This is a genomic window from Microcoleus sp. CZ3-B2, assembly GCF_036705055.1.
In the GTDB taxonomy this organism is placed as follows: Bacteria; Cyanobacteriota; Cyanobacteriia; order Cyanobacteriales; family Microcoleaceae; genus Microcoleus.
This window is the reverse complement of the sequence record NZ_JAUBTN010000008.1, coordinates 103,658-121,197: the sequence shown is the minus strand read 5'-3', so window position 1 is coordinate 121,197 and position 17,540 is coordinate 103,658. Positions and strand designations below refer to the sequence as shown.

Genomic DNA, 17,540 nt, shown 5'->3' with positions numbered 1-17,540 from the left:
TGTTTTGTCCACAAATATTGTGTGTTGTTGGCACGGAAGGAGACGGCAATGCCGTGTCCCTACAAATATTGTGTGTTTTGTCCACAAATATTGTGTGTTGTTGGCACGGAAGGAGACGGCAATGCCGTGTCCCTACAAATATTGTGTGTTGTTTCGACGGTAGGGAGACGGCAATGCCGTGTCCCTACAAATATCGCAATCAAATCGCAAATTAAGCAGTAACTGCGAGCAATTTGTCGGCTTGTTTGGCGGTTTCAAAGAAGAAACGCACGTTGTCTTCGGGGGTTCCCGGTAACACGCCGTGTCCTAAATTGAGGATGTGTCCGCGATCGCCTGCTTTGCGAATTGTATCAAGAATTCGATCGCGAATAAACGCTTGAGAACCAAACAACACGCCGGGATCGAGATTTCCCTGAACGTTCATGTTGGGGCCCAAACGCCGGCGGGCGTCAGCCATATCAACTGTCCAATCGACGCTGATGATATCGGCGCCGGATTTTGTCATGCTTTCGAGGAGGCCGCCACTACCGCTGACTAACAGAATTAGCGGGGTGTCGGGATGGGTTTTTTTGACTTGATCGAAAACCTGTTTTTGGTATGGTAGGGCGAAGGTTTCGTAGTCCTGCGGGGACAGTTGGCCGGCCCAGGAGTCGAACATTTGCACTACTTGCGCGCCGCAGTCGATTTGGTAGCGCATATAAACGGCGATCGCATCGGCGAATTTTGACAGCAACTGATGCAGTAAAGTTGGATCGGAAAATGCCATGTTTTTGATGATGGCATAATACTTAGAACCTTTGCCCTCAACCGCATAGGCGGCCAGCGTCCAGGGCGCGCCCACAAAACCGAGCACGGTGGATTTGTTGCCGACTTCTTCGCGCAGGGATTTCAGGATTGTTTTGATAAACGGCAAGCTTTCTTCCGGGTTCAGCGGTTGGAGGTTGTCGATTTGCTCTTTAGTGCGGATGGGTTCGTGGATAATCGGGCCTTTGCCTTCGGCGATGTCCATGTCGATGCCCAAACCGGGCATTGGGGTGACGATATCGGAAAACAGAATTACGCCGTCGGGTTGAAACGCGCGCCACGGCTGAAGGGAAACTTCGATGGCGACTTCGGGAATTTCGGAACGTTCGCGAAACGAGGGATACTTTTCTCGCAAATCTCGATAAGCCTTCATGTAGCGACCGGCTTGGCGCATCATCCACACGGGCGGGCGGTCTAGGGTTTCGCCGCGGGCTGCCCGCAACAACAAGGGAACTTCATTTAATGCCGACATTTTAACTTTTCTCTACCTTAGATATTTCAATGCCTTTGGTAGCTTACCATTGTCCGATCGTCCTTTTCGATCGAAAATTCGGCGATCGGCCCGCACCAGCTATTTCTGACCTGCGTATCTGGATTCGGACTGATGCGGGGTTCATAAACCGGGTTTTTGGCGATAATTCTTCGTCGCAGTCGGCAGATTCGCAAAAAAACCCGGTTTCTTTGGGTTTGATGGGTAGATGCCATGTATCTGTCATCGCAATGACAAGAAACCGTCTTCGCAATGACAAGGAACAGCTTACCTAGTCACGCACACTCCGCCTACCGATACGCGACATCGATCGCGATCGTACCAGTTATTATCATTAGCGCGATCGTCGTCGAATCTACTATTATCCACCCTCGCCGAGTCTAAATCTCTAGTGCGCGGATTGTAATAATAGTCTCCCTGCGGATACTTGCGACTCGGTTCAGCGCAATAAGTCGCGTTTCTGTCACCATCTTCAAACCTTACTCTCACCATAGTACGTCTCACGCGACAATCAAGAGGCCGCAAGCCAAAATCATCTCGCAAAATCCGTTCTCCGTCGTAGTTACGGTTGTTTCTGTCCCTGTCGTTTCTGTCATCCCACCTATTGCTAGCCCTGTCGCCATCAATTCCCGCAACTTCCAGCGTGTAACTACCGCCCCTAGCAGCATCTTTTGCTAACACTAACAACTTGTAATCGCCGCTGCGGGGAATTTGATAATTAAAAGAACGGTCTTGGGTAAAAGCTACTTGTTTGTTGTTTCCGTAAAATAGTACCATCACGGGAGTAAAACCGCGACTTCTATCTGTATTTAAAAATACTTGAATGTTATCGCCTTCCCGCGCGCTGAACGTGTATTCTTGACCGCGCAATTCTTCTGTCGGAGAGCCCGGTGTCCACATATTTCGGAAACGGTAAATCGGCGAAGTGCGGCGAATTACTCCATCTATGCGATCGTTATTTCGTATCTGTTCGCCAACCGCACTAGAAGAAATCCCCGTAAGTGCCAATCCTGTAACTAGCACAGCGGTAGCAATACTGTTTAACAAGTTGTGTTTTTTCATGTTAACCTCTGGAAAATTATAATTTTTTTTTGCCTTCTTGGCGCGGACATTTGCATACACAATCCATTTTAAATCTAATTTCTGCCCACCGTCTCAACCATTAGTCTCAACTTTCGTTATTTTGGGGTGCGTCTGGGCTGATTTTTTTAACCGCAGACTAATAATTTTTCCCCCAACGCACCTTACAAACTTATAGACGTTGATGTAGCTTTTAAAGTTGCGATGTATCTCCACAAATCAGCAATCCCGATTCACCGTCGATACTCGCCTCAATTCCCATTGGTAAAGCAGCGTTAACGCCCTCGTGACCAAAGGGTAAATCCGAGACAATGGGAATATTTAGGTCTAAAAGCCGATCGCGCAAAACTTCTTCTATGCTAAAAGTAGGAATCTGCGGGTCAATCTCGCAGCGGCTGAAACGCCCCAAAGCAATCCCCCGCACCCCTGCAAAAGCCCCCGCCATCCGCCACATAGTTAGCATTCGATCGACCCTGTAAGGAGCCTCAGAAACATCCTCAAATCCGAGAATAACCCCGGTCAAATCCGGTTGATACGGGGTTCCGAGCAAATGAGAAGCCACCGTCAGATTCGCCGGAAACAGCCGCCCCGCAGCCTTTCCACCGCCCCAACCTTTACCTTGCAAAGATTGTAACGGACGGCCTTCGATGCAGTCAAAAAGGCGATCGACAGACCAATCCGGTTCCGCGCCCAAAGTTGTCAGCATCGGCCCGTGAACGCCCCAAATCCCCAATTTGTCGTCATTCCACAGCAAAGCCGTAATGTCGGAAAAGCCGATCAACCATTTCGGCGCATGGGAATCGGGAGTGGGAAACTGAGAATTTGCCCAATCTGCGACTTTGCCTTTTTCCAAAAGTCGAGTGCTGCCAAAACCGCCTCTAGCACATAGAATACCGCGACAATCTGGGTCAGTGAGGGCCTCTGCAAGCTGTCGGACGCGGTTTGTGTCGGAACCGGCCAAGTAGCCAGTGCGATCGTCAAAACCGGGTGTTAATTCAATGCGATAGCCGCGAGATTTCCAAATTTCTACACCCTTTTCAAAGTTAGTTAATTCTCGCAACGCGCCGCTAGGTGCAATTACTTTGAGCAAATCTCCCGGTTGCAACCATTTAATGTTAGTCATTTGTTATTGGTTATTTGTTATTGGTTATTTGTTATTTGTTATTGGTTATTTGTTATTGGTTATTTGTTATTTGTTGTTTGGTGAATCGATCGTAATTTCGTCGGGACGGGTTTTACAGATGATTTCTAACTGCAACAGACAATCTCGCAAACCAGCCCCCACCTACCCATAAATACAAATCTACATTTTCGGATTCGATGCAAATTTTAGGTTGATGTGGGTTATCGGTTGTGGTTGCATCGGAATGATTTAACCGGCGCTAGGGCGCAGAGAACACAGAGGAAGACAATAGAGAGATGAATACAGGACGATGAAGTGGCGGGGCGGGTTGCTCTAGATTGTTGATAATTGTTAGATATTTTCGGTGAAACCCGCCCCTACGGAGTATTGTAATTATTGATTTAGGAGTGGGTTTTTGAGATTGTTTGTTAATGATTGCTACGGTAAAGTTAGAATTTCTACCCCGGAATCTGTCACGGCTAGGGTGTGTTCAAATTGAGCCGAAAGTTTTTTATCCTTAGTGATTGCAGTCCAACCATCGCCCAATATTTCTACTTCCCAAGTTCCCTCATTAATCATCGGTTCAATGGTAAAAACCATGCCTTGTCTGAGTTTTTTTCCCGTGCCCCGCTTCCCGTAGTGCAAAATTTCCGGTTCGGTGTGAAAAACGCGGTGCACGCCGTGTCCGGCAAAATTTCGCACTACCGAAAAACCCTGTGCTTCAGCATATTCTTGAATTGCTGCACCGATGTCGCCGGTACGAGCACCGGGTTTGACTTCGGCAATTCCTCTTCTCAAGCATTCTTCGGTAACTTCAACTAATTTTTTAGCTACTGGTGAAGGTGTTCCCACAAAAAAAGTTTTAGAAGTATCGCCGTGATAGCCATCAACTAAGGGGGTTACGTCTATGTTAATAATGTCGCCTTCTCTGAGAATTTGTTTGGCATTGGGGATGCCGTGACAGACTACTTCATTGACGCTGGCGCACAGAGATTTTGGAAAGCCTTTGTAACCTAAAGGAGCACTTTTTGCTCCGCGTTCTACAGTCCAACGTTCGGCTTCGTCGTTAATTTGGAGGGTGCTAACTCCTGGTTTAATCATTGGTTCGAGATGCAACAAAAGTTGAGCTGCTAAGCTGCCGGCTTGACGCATTTTTTCTATTTCTCTGCTGGATAGCAGCACTAGACGTTCGGTTGGCATAGTTTTTTTCGGTCTTTTGTTGTGGTCGATTAGGAGTTTATTTGACTCAATTTTAGATTAGATTTGAACTAGCGTTCAATCAATTTATCAAGGAGCTCAGTCAGCGGAGATTTCTCACAATTTTGCTACTATTACTGACGCACCTTACTAGCTGCAATCGAGTTGAACCAGTGTTGAAATCGATCGCCCAAAGCTTCCAAAGAATATTCTACCTCTGCTTGTCGCCGGCAAGCGCTGCGGTCAATTTGGTCTAAACGGGCGATCGCACCTACCAAGCCATTTACGCTGTCAGGCTCCACTAAAAAGCCCGTGTGGCCGTCTCGAACAATTTCGGCGGGGCCCCCGCGCGCGTAGGCAATCACCGGCACACCGCACGCTAAAGCCTCGATCGCGACATTTCCAAAAGCTTCTACCCAGCGCGGTGTCATCAACAAGGCTCGGCACTGGCGGACTTGCTCTTGCATTTGGGTTGTTGTCAGAAACCCTAAATATTCTACCGGAGCATCCGGGTAATCTGCACAAATTTTTTGCCAATAATCCTCATCCTGCATTTTGCCCATAATTTTTAGGGGAAGGCCTGTAATTTTTGCTGCCGCCACCGCATCTTCTAAGCCTTTCTCCGGGGCGATGCGGCCTAGCCAAGCTAATTTTGATTGTGGTTGGCTGCAAAATTCGTACAGCGATAAATCTATGCCGCTTCCCAACAACTGACATTCTGCGGCAAAGGCAAAGGTTTCGGCTTGGGAAGCGGTGTAAACTCCGATCGTACCGGGAAATTGGGCGGCGGTTTGTTCAGCGACGCGATCGAGCGATCGCACCAGAGAGCCCATACTGATAAAATGGGCGATCGGAGTCCTAAAAAAAGGTGTCAAATAAAACGGCAACCAATCGTAGGCAAAATTAACAATCACATCCCATTCATCCTGAACTTGGCGCGCGTATTCCCACATATTCGCCAGCACAGCATCGGCGGGCATCACAATAGAATCATTGTAATCTTGTGTTTGGGCAGTTACTTGCAAATCTCCCGCTATCTCGATTACTGGAATTGATTCTAAGACTGAACCGACGGGTGCTACAACTGTTATTTTATGACCGCGCCGGTGCAATTCTTTCGCAATATTGAGGACTGTAAGTTCGACTCCGCCGCCCAACCCCGAACCGAGTTGGCCGACAGAAGTTGATAGAAACAATAATTTTAAAGAGTTATTAGTAGTCATTAGTCCTTAGTCATTAGTCATCAGTCATTTATTTTAGCATAGGATCGCTCGTCGTAACGTTTCGGTTTGCATCGGAATAATATTTGTCCGATTGCAGTGCTGGCGCAAGTTCGCGATCGCACTGCATTCAGATAGCATCTGTTAGATTGACCGGAATAAAATTAGTCCGCACTACGAACCAACCGTTTTTGTTATCAATAATCGACAGGACATGATATGACTGTTAACTGTTGACTGTTGACTGTTAACTGTTAACTGTTAACTAATGACCAATGAATGTTGACTTTTAACTGTTAACTAATGACCAATGATCGATGACTGTTGACTAATGACTAATGACTAATGACTAATGACTAATGACTAATGACTAATGACTACTCATCCCTTTCAGAACGAGGATGGATGCGATTTAACTGATTGATTGCCCAGCGAGCAGTCTCCTGAACTTCTGCATCTGGATCGTTAGTCGCGCGGTGCAATAAATAACTGATTTGATTCACCATTTCGTAAATTCTAGTCAAGTCGCGAATCGCATTTTTTCGCACTTCTGGGTTTTCATTTTGCAGCGAAATTGACCAGGCATTATTCATGGGTTTGAGCGTGCGAATGCCAATTTCTGAGACACTTGCCAAAATTAAACTGTACTGGTTTGAGTCGGAATTTGCTAGCAAATCTAGCAACGGTTCAACAGCTCTCGAATCTCCCTGCTGGCCTAGTTCCCAAATTGCTTTGCGCCTATAAGCTGGATTTCGGTGCTGCAAATCTTCAATCAGTGCTTCAATAATATCAACGTTATTTGTATCATCTGTTTGTGCAAGGGAAATATTTTTTTTCTTATTTGTCGCTAGCGAATCACCTCGATTAGTTGTTTCGGGAAGGTTGAAACCTGTTTCGCTGTAGCCGTTGCTGTTAGTTTCTGAGGGCGCGCCGCGGGCATTAATTCGATCGCCCTCTAGTCCAGCATTCTCCGATTCGGATGCTCCAGATTCCAGGAGAGACGGTAAAGATCGATCGCTGTTGTTGTCGAGACTGTGGCCTGTTGAAAAATCCACAGGGTAGACCAATTTTGCCCGATCGCGCGGATTGGTGGCTCGATAGTTTCTTGGGTTGCGGCGATTGCCTCTTCCCCCTCGACGCCTAGAATTATTTGACTCGTCGTTGCCAACTAATTTCAGCATGATAAATACTGCCGCTGCCGTGATGACAACTGCAGCCAAACCCAATATTAAGAATCCCCGCTGGCGAGACAAAATGACGATTAGATTGGAGATTGCTTTCGGGATTTTGGAATTGGATTTTGGCGGTTGGGACGGCTTAGATTTGTTTTTATCCGCCACCGGAGAGGGTTTTGGAGCGTTGGAATCCGGGCGATCGTCCGCCTGAGCAATTTCTTGGGAAACCGCCCGGTACGAAGCATTGAGAGTTTGTGGTCTTCCGTCCGCACTTGGACTGAAGGCAGCGCCCAGACAGGCAAGACAGGTCAATAAACATAAAGTGGAGCGGTAGTGCGCCATAGGACTCAATCAGGGTTTTGAGAGGCAACGCCGCGTGACGAGCTTTAGTGTAACCTTGAGTTAGCTCGATCCTAGCTGCTATGAGTCCAACTAACTTACAAATACCACGGCTTTTCACAAAAAATCTTTAATCCAGATGGTAGCGATCGAGAATGCGATCGCACAATTGTCTCAATAACCGCTGCAGCAGGTAAAGCAGCGGCATCCACAAAGTCGATTGCTACACCTAGCAGAGGCAACAATCGCCTCAGTTACCTGCTGCGATGCGCCGGCCGGCAATTAATTGTTGCTTGCCGTCGATTTCTGACCCCTAGCGTCCCACAAGCAAGAGTTTAACTGTTGCGTTGGCGAGTCGGTCGATCGCTTTTTGTCTCATCGAAATCGGGGTTTGGACGGGGAGGATTTGCTGCGGCAGCCAGAAACCGGGTTTTTGAGTATATTTATGGTAGCAAAACCGCATATTTTTACTATGTTTTTTACTACGCACTTAACCTGAGTTAAATCGATCGGCATTTAATTTGCTTTCATCAAATCTGATATAAGATAGAACTAAATTTTTCGTGTGAGAGTAGAGGCATTTGTGAGCCAACAAGACATCTTAAATTTAGCAAAAGAAGGCGACCCAAGGGCGATCGCATTTCTGATCGGCCAAGCACTCCACAGCTTCGGAGTCACAGCTAAAGCCAGCCGGGAAAACGACACCCTGCACCTGCTGCTGGAAGCAGAACAATTACCCGCAGAAGAAGCCTGTCTGCGAGTCGCAATCAAAGGATTGCAAAGACTCCAAGCAAATAACGTTTACTCAGTAACAGTTTACGGGCGACAGGCCGGTAAACAAATGCCCGCTTGGACTCAAACAGTAGAATTAAAAAAAGCCTTAACTTTCGCACCCATTAGTCTGGCCTCACCCGTTAGCGTAGCCGCAGCCCCAATTCCTGCCGCCGCAGGCCTACGCACAGCCCCAATTCCTGTGACTTTGCCAACCAGAGAAAAAACTCACCATTTTGTCACCACAGCGCCCCCTCCAACACCCGAAAAATTTCCGCCCCAACCCCGGAAAATCCCAACTCCCAAACCCACAAACCAACGCCAGCCAAAGCCATCACCGCGCCCAAAGTTAGCCCGCACTAAAACTAAAAAATCTTGGCTGTCAGTCGGTGCCCTGAGTCTGATTCTCGTGCCGATATCCGGCTTTGTTTTGCGCGCTCAATTTCACAAATCCTCCAGCACCGCCCCCATTAATTCTATAACCTCAAAACCTGCGGTACAACAAGTGCGTGAAGTGCAGCTATCCCGCAGCCCATCGACACCAGCACCAGCGCCCGCAGCCAAACCAGAACCAGCTCCAAAATCGCCCTCTCCCGCAGCACAAAAACCCGCCAATCTCCCCGCAACAGTCAGCATCAAAGCCGTTGGCGACATCATCCCCGGCACCAATTTTCCCTACAACAAACTGCCAACAAATAAGGAGCGTTTATTTGATTCGGTAAAACCGTACCTTCAAGGAGCCGACATTCTGTTTGGCAATTTTGAAAGCACGATGACCGATTACCCTTACAGTTCCAAAGGAGTCGGCGGACGAATGCTTTTTGCCTTTCGGACTCCTCCGAGTTATGCCAAAATCTTCAAAGATGTTGGTTTTGATATTTTGAATATTGCCAACAATCACTCCTACGATTTTAACGAGCAGGGATTTAAGGACACGATTAAAAACATCGACAGCAACGGCATGAAAGCAGTTGGCAAAAGAAACCAAATTGTTTATCAAAATGTCAAAGGCGTAAATGTTGCTTTTATCGGTTTCAGCAACTACGGCGAAGTTCACAATTCCTTACTGGAACTTAAAGAAGGGGCAGAACTTGTCAAAAAAGCGAAGCAAAAAGCTGATATTGTAGTGATATCAGTTCATGCGGGAGCTGAAGGAACCGGAGCTCAGAATGTGAGAAATAAAACCGAGTTCTTTTACGGAGAAAACCGGGGAAATATGGTTTTGTTTTCGCGGACGATGATTGATGCGGGAGCGGATTTGATTTTAGGACACGGCCCGCACGTTACCAGAGCCGTGGAACTTTACAAAGGGAAATTGATTGCTTATTCCCTGGGCAATTTTATGGGTTATCGCACTTTGTCTACAGCCGGAGCACTCGGTCAATCTCTGATTTTGGATGTAAAAATGAATCCGCAAGGGGATTTTGTTTCTGGTAAGATTATCCCCGTGGAACTTGACAAGCAAGGTATTCCGTCTGTGGATCGAGATTTTAGGAGTGTGGGGTTGATTCGCCGTTTGACAAAGAGCGATTTTCCCAACACTGGTTTGACAATTGATGACAAGGGACAAATTTTGAAAAAGAGTAAGTAGTTAGTAGTCAGTAGTCAGTAGTCAGTAGTCAGTAGTCAGTAGTCAGTAGTCAGTAGTCAGTAGTCAGTAGTCAGTTGACTGTTGACTGTTGACTGTTGACTGTTGACTGTTGCCAACTAACAACTAACAAACAACTAACAACTGCCAACTACCAACTACCAACTGCCAACTAACAACTAACAACTAACAACTGCCAACTGCCAACTACCAACTGACTACTCGTCAACCATTGCTTTCAAAGCTTCTTTCATTTCCTCTGCTGTTGTCGTCGCCGTACCGAATTGACGCACGACAATGCTAGCCGCTAAATTGCCCAAAACTGCCGCTTCCCAACCGGATGCACCGACGCATAAAGCTAAAGTCATTGCTGCTACAACTGTATCTCCCGCACCGGTTACATCGAATACATCAGTTTTGTTAAAAGGGGGAATATCCCAACTTTGAATGTTAAATTTTCCCTGTTGGCAAATAGATGTTGGAGAAGGTGAATTTTTGATTGTTTCGCCGTTCACCCTTTCAAACAAACTCATCCCTTCTTCGCCGCGAGTAATCAGGATTTTTTGAGCTTGAGTTAAGTTCAATAAATCGCGTCCTGCCTGCATTAAAGTTTGAGGGTTTTTGATAGCATATCCGACTGCTTGTTCGGCTTCGGGCAGGTTCGGAGTAAACAGCATTGCTCCAGAATATCGCTGCAAATCTGTTTGAGCGTCTACTATTGTTTTGCTGGGAACTACTGCCGATTCGATCGCCAAATTGGTCAAAACTCCGTCGCCGTAGTCGGAACAAACCACAGCATCTACTGTCGGGATTTGGTGCCGGATGTAGTCTGCTAATTGCAACTGCAAGTCTAAATCCGGCAACTCGTCAGATTTGCGATCGACTCGGACAATTTGCTGAGTCACTGACTGTCGCGCGTGCCCGGAAATTCGAGTTTTGGTGACAGTTGGACGCTGCGAATCGATGAAAATCCCGCCCGTATCTATTCCCGCCGCCTCAAAAATACCGCACAAAGCCTTTCCCTGGTCGTCTTTTCCTACCAAACCGGCAACTTTGACTTTGCCTCCCAGTTTTGCCAAATTGTAGACAGCATTTGCGCCACCTCCGGGTAGTTGCCGAGTATTTTCGTAGCGCAAAATCAACACAGGTGCTTCGCGGGAAATTCGCTCTACTTGTCCGGTAAGAAACTCGTCCAAGGTCAAATCTCCGATCGCTAATACCTGCGCTCGATCGAAGCAGTCTAATCTTTTCAATAATTGCTCTGTTGAGGCACGCAGTTGAGGCAAAAAATCGGAATAGTCGTTAGTCATTAACCAAAAAAATGAGACTGAGGAGTTGATTGTTGAGCATGGGAGGAGCAGCACTTAAAAGTCCTAATAAAGATTAATAATTATTTCCTCCCTGATTTGATTTTTAACTGTTTGTTCATTGTCTCATTTGGATTTTGAGAAACCCGTTGCAGGCTGCGGGCGAGATCCCTCCCTCGACAAAGTTGCAAATAATTGCATTAAGACTCAAGATCGAGTTTCACGGTGTAGAATTTTCTTTCTACATAACTGCCTGCAAACAAACAGCAGAATTATTTCAATTTTTGCTTGATAATCGCAATCACCTGAGACATTTGTTTTTTGAGTGCATCAATTTCCGCTTGCATTTTTGCCATTTTCAGGGTCATCGCCTGAATGTCGGCAGTGCCCGCTCCTGAGCTTGGTGCTGCGGCGGCTTCGGGCACTGGTTTCTTTTTGGCCAGTACCATCGCCGATTTGATCGCCTCGGTTAGCTGCTTCTTCTCAAAGGGTTTGGCGATGAATGCAAAAAAATGCTTCTCGAAGGGTTTCGGAATTTTTTCCATCACCTCTTCTTCGCGACCCGACATGATCACCAAAGGTATCTTGGAAAGTTCGGCGTGGGCTTGCACTTTTTGATACACTTCCCAACCGCTGACTTTGGGCAGTAGGAAATCTAACATAATTAGATTCGGGCGGGCTTGGCGGATCAGTTTGAGTCCCTCTTCGCCGTCTTTTGCTTCTAGAACTTCAAAGTTACCTTGAGGTAACATTTCTCGGACTCGGACGCGGATGACTTTACTGTCATCGATTACCAAGATTTTTTGACCAGCCACGACTGACTCCTTCAGTAATGAGTGATGAGATTCGCAACCTTTAGTATATCCCTAACCGAATTCTACCCAGAATTCTGGGGAATATTGTTTTGCTGCAATGGTCGCCTGATTTTGATTTGGGGTGACGCTGCTACAAGTTGAGGGACTTTGATTTCGGATACGATCGAATATATTAACTCGATCGCCATCCTAATTTTATGTCGCCCCAGACTCCTCAAACTCCTACTGTCAAAGCAACTGCCGCCCAAATGCGGGATGAAATCGAAGCGATGCCGGAATGGCTGCGACGGCCTCTTGGCAAAGCTAGCGAACTTTCCCAAGTCCAGAAAATTATTAAACAGCGGCAAATTCACACGATTTGCGAGGAGGGCAGATGTCCCAACCGGGGCGAGTGCTACGCCCAACAAACGGCGACTTTTTTGTTGATGGGGCCAACTTGCACCCGCGCTTGTGCTTTTTGTCAAGTAGATAAAGGTCATTCTCCGATGCCCCTAGACCCGGAGGAACCGCAAAAGGTAGCCGAGGCTGTGCAATTGTTGGGTTTGCGTTATGCGGTGCTGACTTCGGTGGCGAGGGACGATTTGCCGGATGGGGGTGCGGGTTGGTTTGCAAGGACGATCGCCCAAATCCGCCTCTTAAACCCCGATACTGAAGTTGAGGTACTGACGCCAGATTTCTGGGGAGGAATCGGTAGGGGCGGTGTCCCCGACGGGGAGAATTCCGACCTCGATGAGTTGCAGCGAGAGCGGATTCGGACGGTGGTGGAGGCAAAACCGGCTTGTTACAACCACAATATTGAGACGGTGCGACGCTTGCAAGGGCCGGTGCGGAGGGGGGCTAAGTACGAGCGCTCGATCGGCGTTCTCCGTATTGTCAAGGAATTTGACCCAACTATTCCCACCAAATCCGGTTTGATGTTGGGCCACGGGGAAACCTCCGCCGAGATTGTCGAAGCGATGGCCGATTTGCGGGATGCCAAGTGCGATCGGCTCACCCTCGGTCAATACATGAGACCATCTCTAGAACACCTCCCAGTGCGTAAATACTGGACTCCGGCCGAATTTGACCGTTTTGGGTCGATCGCCCGAGAGATGGGGTTTGAGCGCGTGCGATCGGGGCCTCTCGTCCGCAGTTCCTACCACGCAGGAGCGATCGATTGAAATCAATCTCAATTTAACTCGGTATAAACTCCTAGTTACAAAAAATAACACTCTTAGATTGTGCAAATATGCCACGCTCTCTGCTATTTGTGAATACAGTGACTTATGAATTAGGAGCTTGAATCATGGCAGAGATAGCAAAGAACCAATTAAAATCCGACTCCGTGATGAAAACGGGCAAATTCCCTTACACCTTTCGCGCAGCGTGGTTTCTGTTGCTGTTAGGTATCAATTTCTTGGTTGCAGCCTATTATTTCCATATCATTGAATAGTTCTGCCGCCTGAATTTTAGCAGACCCTGCTTTTGGGTAGCTCAAAGTCGGAGACGGGGAGAGTGGGGGAGTGGGAGAGTGGGAGAGGGGAAGAGGGGGAGAGTGGGAAAGGGGAGACTTTTTCCTTTTTACTACTTCGCTTTTCCTTCTGACTATTTCCCTCGTCATTCTTCCCGATCATTCTTCCTCGTCCTTCTTGCGTCTTCTCTCTTCCCTCTTCCTTCTGACCAATGACCAATGACTAATGACCAATGACCAATGACCAATGACTAATGACCAATGACTAGCGATTTCTCGATGCTTCTAACTTAGACAACCGCTCTTTAATTTTGAGCACATCCTGCTTAGTTTCAATTGCCAAAGTTGCTAAATTGTCAAACATCGGATCTCCCGAAAGCATCCTAGAATTTGTCCGGCTCGAACCAGGCCGGTTCGGAGACTGAGACCGACTCACTCCAGAACCTTGAGACTGCAAGCTGTAGATTTGTGCCCTGAGTTCAGCAATTTGACCTTCTAATTGAGTAATCCGAAACTCTAGTTGAGTCGTAGATTGAGCGGGCGTAGAAATTGGTCTAACAGTAATTGCTAAAAAGCAAATAAGACACAAAAGAAAGATTTTTATGGCGCGGTGTCGAATATTTTTCGGCATAGCTTTAATAATTGAAATTATACCATTTCCGCTTGCATCGGAATGATTGAACCACAGAGAACGCAGAGTACACAGAGTCCGAGAATATATATCTGAATCATTCCGATGCTACCGGATTTGATATGAGTCCGTTTATAGGATAACAAATCGCCGAGATTTTACGTCTCTATCAGAAGTATGTTTTATGCCACCTAAAAACGTAGCTATTTTAATGTTTGATGATGTCGAGGTGCTGGACTTTGCAGGCCCTTTTGAAGTGTTTTCGGTGACAGCAGAATTAAATTCAGAATCAAATAAAGATTCGCGACCTTTTGCAGTCTCTACCGTAGCCCAACATCCCGGTGCTGTCAACGCCCGCAACGGTTTGAGCGTAAATCCCGACTGCACCATTTCCAATTGTCCGCCACCGGATATTTTAATTGTCCCTGGGGGAAAAGGTACGAGAAAGTTGATCGATAATTCAGCAGTTATTAACTGGATCAAAGATTGTTCGCAAACAGCAGAATTAGTGCTTTCTGTTTGTACGGGTTCGCTGCTGTTAGCAAAAGCTGGCTTATTGGAAGGATTGGCAGCAACTACACACCATCGGGCGTTAGATTTATTGAGAGAATTAGCTCCCAACACAACTATTCTTGAAAATCAGCGCTTTGTAGATAACGGCAAAATCATCACTTCTGGGGGAATTGCTGCGGGAATTGATATGTCTTTGCACGTTGTCGGTAAGCTTTTGGGCACAGCACAAGCTGAAAAAACCGCAGAGCACATGGAATATAAAATGGGGAATTGGTAATTGCGAATCTAGTTCATTCCGTCCTTATGCAAAACCTGTATATTTAGGGTGGGAAGTACGCACCTTACCGCTATAATTCCCTCGCGTCAAACTACGCATAATACCAATTCTCAAAAGCGAGCATCTGTAGGGACACGGCAATGCCGTGTCCGGCGCGGGGAGTAGGACACGGCAATGCCGTGTCCCTACGGTTCCCTTTTAATAATTGGTATAAGATTGAGGATTGTAGCAAGACTTTTTTAAATTGGTATCAAGCATCTTCGCTCCAAACTTTTAGTTGCACATAAACTAATATCAAAGCTACAGCCATCAGGAAAGTTGCCGCAGCCGCTGCATAGCCAAAATCGAATTGCGAAAAAGCTTGCTCGTAAATATAATAAACTAGCAAATTAGTAGAGTTCAAAGGGCCGCCGCCGGTGATGACGTAAACTTGCTCGAAACTCCGCAGGGTAAAAATAGCTGTTGTCACCGTAGCAAATATTAAAGTCGGTCGCAAGCCTGGTAAAGTGATGTGCCAAAATTGTTGCCAAGCGTTAGCTCCGTCCAATTCTGCCGCTTCGTAACGATTTATGGGAATTGCTTGCAATCCTGCTAAAAATACTACCATATTAAAGCCTAATTGTTTCCAAACACTGAGTAGAATTATTACTGGCATTGCCCAAACTGTGCTACTCAACCAAGGAATAGGATTTAAGCCGATCGCCATTAACATATCATTCACCGGGCCTTCGGTTTGAAATAACCACCGCCAACCCAAGCCAACGGCAACTAAAGAGGTAATCGAAGGGATAAAATAAGCGGTGCGGAGAGCGCCCCGCCAAGCAAAGGAGCGATTTAGCAGCACTGCTAAACCCAATGGAATCACTAAACTGGGAATGACTGTGGCGGTAGTAAAATAGATCGTGTTTTGGATAACTTGCCAAAAATCCGGGTTAGTGATTAGACGCAAGTAGTTGTTCAAACCAATTAAACGCACTCCCGACTGGGTAAAGCTGCCGCTGGTAAAGCTGAGGTAAAATAAATAGGCGATCGGCCCAATCAAAAAAGTACCCAGAAACAGCAAAGCCGGGGCCAGAAAAGTCCAAGCTGCGATCGACTCATTGTCCAACCAGTTAAAACGCCCAAATTTAATCGGAACCATTGGCTTGTAAATTGTAGCTTTTAGTTTTAAATGGTATCACAATCTAGGTCAAGGTAACAATGAATTTTCTCGATATATTATCTAACTTACCTACTATAGAAACCGAGAGACTATTGCTGAGAAAAATTACTTTAAACGATGCCAGCGATATGTTTGAATATGCTTCCCATTCCGAAGTCTCAGAATATACAATGTGGTCAACTCACAACTCGCTCGAAGATACTAAATATTTCATCAAATCACTGATGAAAATGTACAAAAAACGAGAGCTTGTAGATTGGGGAATTGTCCACAAAGTCGATGATAAATTTATCGGAACTTGCGGATTTGTGGAGTGGAGCATGAACCACAGCCGCGCCGAAATAGGCTACGCACTTTCTGGGAGATATTGGGGGGAAGGATACATGAGCGAGGCTGTCAATGCGGTTATTGAATTCGGCTTTCGGGAGATGTTGCTGAATCGAATTATGGCTCGATGTGAAGTTAACAATATTGCTTCGGCGAGGGTGATGGAAAAGGTGGGGATGCAATTGGAAGGAATTTTGCGGCAACAGCTATTTGTGAAAGGCAGATATTGGGATCTGAAAATTTATTCGATTCTCAGGGAAGAGTTTTTTGCCAGTCGGCAAGATTAGCAACCGTTACAGGTGGTACAATTATTTTAACGATTGGGCTTTAGTATTTATGAGCATAAAAAAGTTAAATATTTCCAGATTGCTGATTTGTGCCTGTTGCCTGTTACATTGGAGCAGAGTAGGTACGAGTGCGATCGCCCAACGACCAACTTTGCGATCGGCAATTATCTCTCAAGCAAATCCCCCAGCCCAAACTGTAGCCGAAAAATTGGTAGGACAGTGGCAACTGAAATATTTATCACCCACTCCTTTAACAGTAATTATCACACCTGAAGGCAAATTATTTATACTCAAGGGCTATCCTTTCCCTAATCCTAGCGCCTATCAATTTAGCTACCAAATTAACTCGCTCTTCCAACCCATGCAAATCGATTTAGTTAGCAGCGATAAAACTTTGCGGACAATTTTTGAATTCAACAATCGCGGTCAACTGCGTGTAGAACTCATGGGTTTAAAGCCAGGAGAACCCAGACCAAATACTTTTACGGCTGGGGCAATTTTTCTCGAAAAAGTTTCTACAGTTACAGCTTTACCGCGAAATACAAAAATCGAAAGATTTAATCTATTAGAAATAGAAAATCCGCGACGAGTGTATGAAGGTGAAGAATTTATTAGGTATGCGATTATGGCACAACAAACTTTTTACGCCGAAAATACCAAATTTGCTAGAACCCTTGAGGAACTGGGCCTAGGAATGAGATTAGATACAGAAAATTATCGCTATCAAATTTTACCGGAAAGTGGTTTAACCGAAGGTGTAATTATGACTGTTCAAGCTAAAAAGCTTCAATTTAGAAGTTATACAGGTGCAGTTTTTTTAGTTAAAGACAAAGATTACAATGATGCTCAAACTAGCATCGGATTTATTTGCGAAACAAATCAGCCTTCTACTATACCTCCACCTAGACCTATAATTCCGATAAATAATGACAAAGCAAACTTGAGATGCCCACTTAATTCTTCTTTAATATAACCATAAAAATT

At 46.1% G+C, this 17,540-nt stretch carries 19 protein-coding genes; 7 read left to right on the top strand and 12 right to left on the bottom strand.

What is annotated here, in order from left to right; translation table 11 throughout:
- Positions 1–211: 211 nt before the first annotated feature.
- Positions 212–1,276, bottom strand: coding sequence for a uroporphyrinogen decarboxylase (hemE, locus tag QUA97_RS05610; protein WP_333193769.1), 1,065 nt, complete (start codon positions 1,274–1,276; stop codon positions 212–214).
- Between the two features lie 29 nt (positions 1,277–1,305).
- On the opposite strand from hemE, the gene QUA97_RS05605 reads away from it, so the two are divergent.
- Complete coding sequence (locus tag QUA97_RS05605; RefSeq protein ID WP_333193766.1) at positions 1,306–1,569, top strand: hypothetical protein; 264 nt, start codon at positions 1,306–1,308, stop codon at positions 1,567–1,569.
- Here the strand turns inward: QUA97_RS05605 and QUA97_RS05600 are convergent.
- The 7 genes from QUA97_RS05600 to QUA97_RS05570 all read right to left on the bottom strand — a co-directional run bounded on the left by QUA97_RS05600 (position 1,562) and on the right by QUA97_RS05570 (position 7,891).
- On the bottom strand, positions 1,562–2,356 hold the full coding sequence (locus QUA97_RS05600; RefSeq protein WP_194066656.1) for a hypothetical protein: 795 nt from the start codon (positions 2,354–2,356) through the stop codon (positions 1,562–1,564). The two genes, QUA97_RS05605 and QUA97_RS05600, sit on opposite strands and share 8 nt — an antisense overlap.
- A gap of 211 nt (positions 2,357–2,567) precedes the next feature.
- Positions 2,568–3,497 carry a S66 peptidase family protein gene (locus QUA97_RS05595; RefSeq protein WP_333193763.1) on the bottom strand — a complete coding sequence of 310 codons (930 nt, stop codon included), beginning with the start codon at positions 3,495–3,497 and terminating at the stop codon, positions 2,568–2,570.
- Positions 3,498–3,935: 438 nt separating this feature from the next.
- Entirely contained in the window at positions 3,936–4,697 is a 762-nt protein-coding gene (gene map / locus QUA97_RS05590; protein ID WP_194066658.1) for a type I methionyl aminopeptidase, read from the bottom strand.
- Between the two features lie 131 nt (positions 4,698–4,828).
- Positions 4,829–5,917, bottom strand: coding sequence for a glycosyltransferase family 4 protein (locus QUA97_RS05585; protein ID WP_333193760.1), 1,089 nt, complete (start codon positions 5,915–5,917; stop codon positions 4,829–4,831).
- Positions 5,918–6,291: 374 nt separating this feature from the next.
- On the bottom strand, positions 6,292–7,401 hold the full coding sequence (locus QUA97_RS05580) for a HEAT repeat domain-containing protein (protein ID WP_333193757.1): 1,110 nt from the start codon (positions 7,399–7,401) through the stop codon (positions 6,292–6,294).
- Positions 7,402–7,526: 125 nt separating this feature from the next.
- Positions 7,527–7,673, bottom strand: a complete 147-nt coding sequence (locus tag QUA97_RS05575; protein WP_194066661.1) for a hypothetical protein — start codon at positions 7,671–7,673, stop codon at positions 7,527–7,529.
- Between the two features lie 68 nt (positions 7,674–7,741).
- Positions 7,742–7,891, bottom strand: coding sequence for a hypothetical protein (locus QUA97_RS05570; RefSeq protein ID WP_194066662.1), 150 nt, complete (start codon positions 7,889–7,891; stop codon positions 7,742–7,744).
- Positions 7,892–8,011: 120 nt separating this feature from the next.
- Here QUA97_RS05570 and QUA97_RS05565 point away from each other — a divergent pair, with 120 nt between their 5' ends.
- Positions 8,012–9,790 carry a CapA family protein gene (locus QUA97_RS05565; protein WP_194066663.1) on the top strand — a complete coding sequence of 593 codons (1,779 nt, stop codon included), beginning with the start codon at positions 8,012–8,014 and terminating at the stop codon, positions 9,788–9,790.
- A 215-nt stretch (positions 9,791–10,005) separates the two neighbouring features.
- On the opposite strand, the gene QUA97_RS05560 is transcribed toward QUA97_RS05565, so the two are convergent.
- Positions 10,006–11,097 carry a bifunctional heptose 7-phosphate kinase/heptose 1-phosphate adenyltransferase gene (locus tag QUA97_RS05560; RefSeq protein WP_333193751.1) on the bottom strand — a complete coding sequence of 364 codons (1,092 nt, stop codon included), beginning with the start codon at positions 11,095–11,097 and terminating at the stop codon, positions 10,006–10,008.
- Positions 11,098–11,366: 269 nt separating this feature from the next.
- A complete protein-coding gene (locus tag QUA97_RS05555; RefSeq protein ID WP_194012679.1) occupies positions 11,367–11,909 on the bottom strand; it encodes a response regulator in 543 nt (180 codons plus the stop codon).
- 197 nt (positions 11,910–12,106) lie between these two features.
- On the opposite strand from QUA97_RS05555, the gene lipA reads away from it, so the two are divergent.
- Entirely contained in the window at positions 12,107–13,069 is a 963-nt protein-coding gene (gene lipA, locus QUA97_RS05550) for a lipoyl synthase (protein ID WP_333193747.1), read from the top strand.
- A gap of 125 nt (positions 13,070–13,194) precedes the next feature.
- A complete protein-coding gene (locus QUA97_RS05545; RefSeq protein ID WP_194012677.1) occupies positions 13,195–13,341 on the top strand; it encodes a photosystem I protein PsaX in 147 nt (48 codons plus the stop codon).
- 283 nt (positions 13,342–13,624) lie between these two features.
- Here QUA97_RS05545 and QUA97_RS05540 read toward each other — a convergent pair whose 3' ends face one another.
- A complete protein-coding gene (locus tag QUA97_RS05540) occupies positions 13,625–13,990 on the bottom strand; it encodes a hypothetical protein (RefSeq protein WP_333193743.1) in 366 nt (121 codons plus the stop codon).
- 184 nt (positions 13,991–14,174) lie between these two features.
- On the opposite strand from QUA97_RS05540, the gene QUA97_RS05535 reads away from it, so the two are divergent.
- The gene (locus tag QUA97_RS05535) at positions 14,175–14,780 is read left to right on the top strand and encodes a DJ-1/PfpI family protein (RefSeq protein ID WP_194066668.1); all 606 of its coding nucleotides are present in this window, start codon (positions 14,175–14,177) and stop codon (positions 14,778–14,780) included.
- Positions 14,781–15,030: 250 nt separating this feature from the next.
- On the opposite strand, the gene QUA97_RS05530 is transcribed toward QUA97_RS05535, so the two are convergent.
- Positions 15,031–15,921, bottom strand: coding sequence for a carbohydrate ABC transporter permease (locus tag QUA97_RS05530; protein WP_333193741.1), 891 nt, complete (start codon positions 15,919–15,921; stop codon positions 15,031–15,033).
- A gap of 59 nt (positions 15,922–15,980) precedes the next feature.
- Between QUA97_RS05530 and QUA97_RS05525 the strand changes: the two genes are divergently transcribed.
- Complete coding sequence (locus tag QUA97_RS05525) at positions 15,981–16,556, top strand: GNAT family N-acetyltransferase (RefSeq protein ID WP_194066670.1); 576 nt, start codon at positions 15,981–15,983, stop codon at positions 16,554–16,556.
- Positions 16,537–17,529 (top strand): type IV pilin-like G/H family protein, encoded by a 993-nt coding sequence (locus QUA97_RS05520; protein ID WP_194066671.1) that lies wholly within the window; start codon positions 16,537–16,539, stop codon positions 17,527–17,529. Before QUA97_RS05525 ends, QUA97_RS05520 begins: the two co-directional genes overlap by 20 nt.
- Positions 17,530–17,540 lie beyond the last annotated feature (11 nt).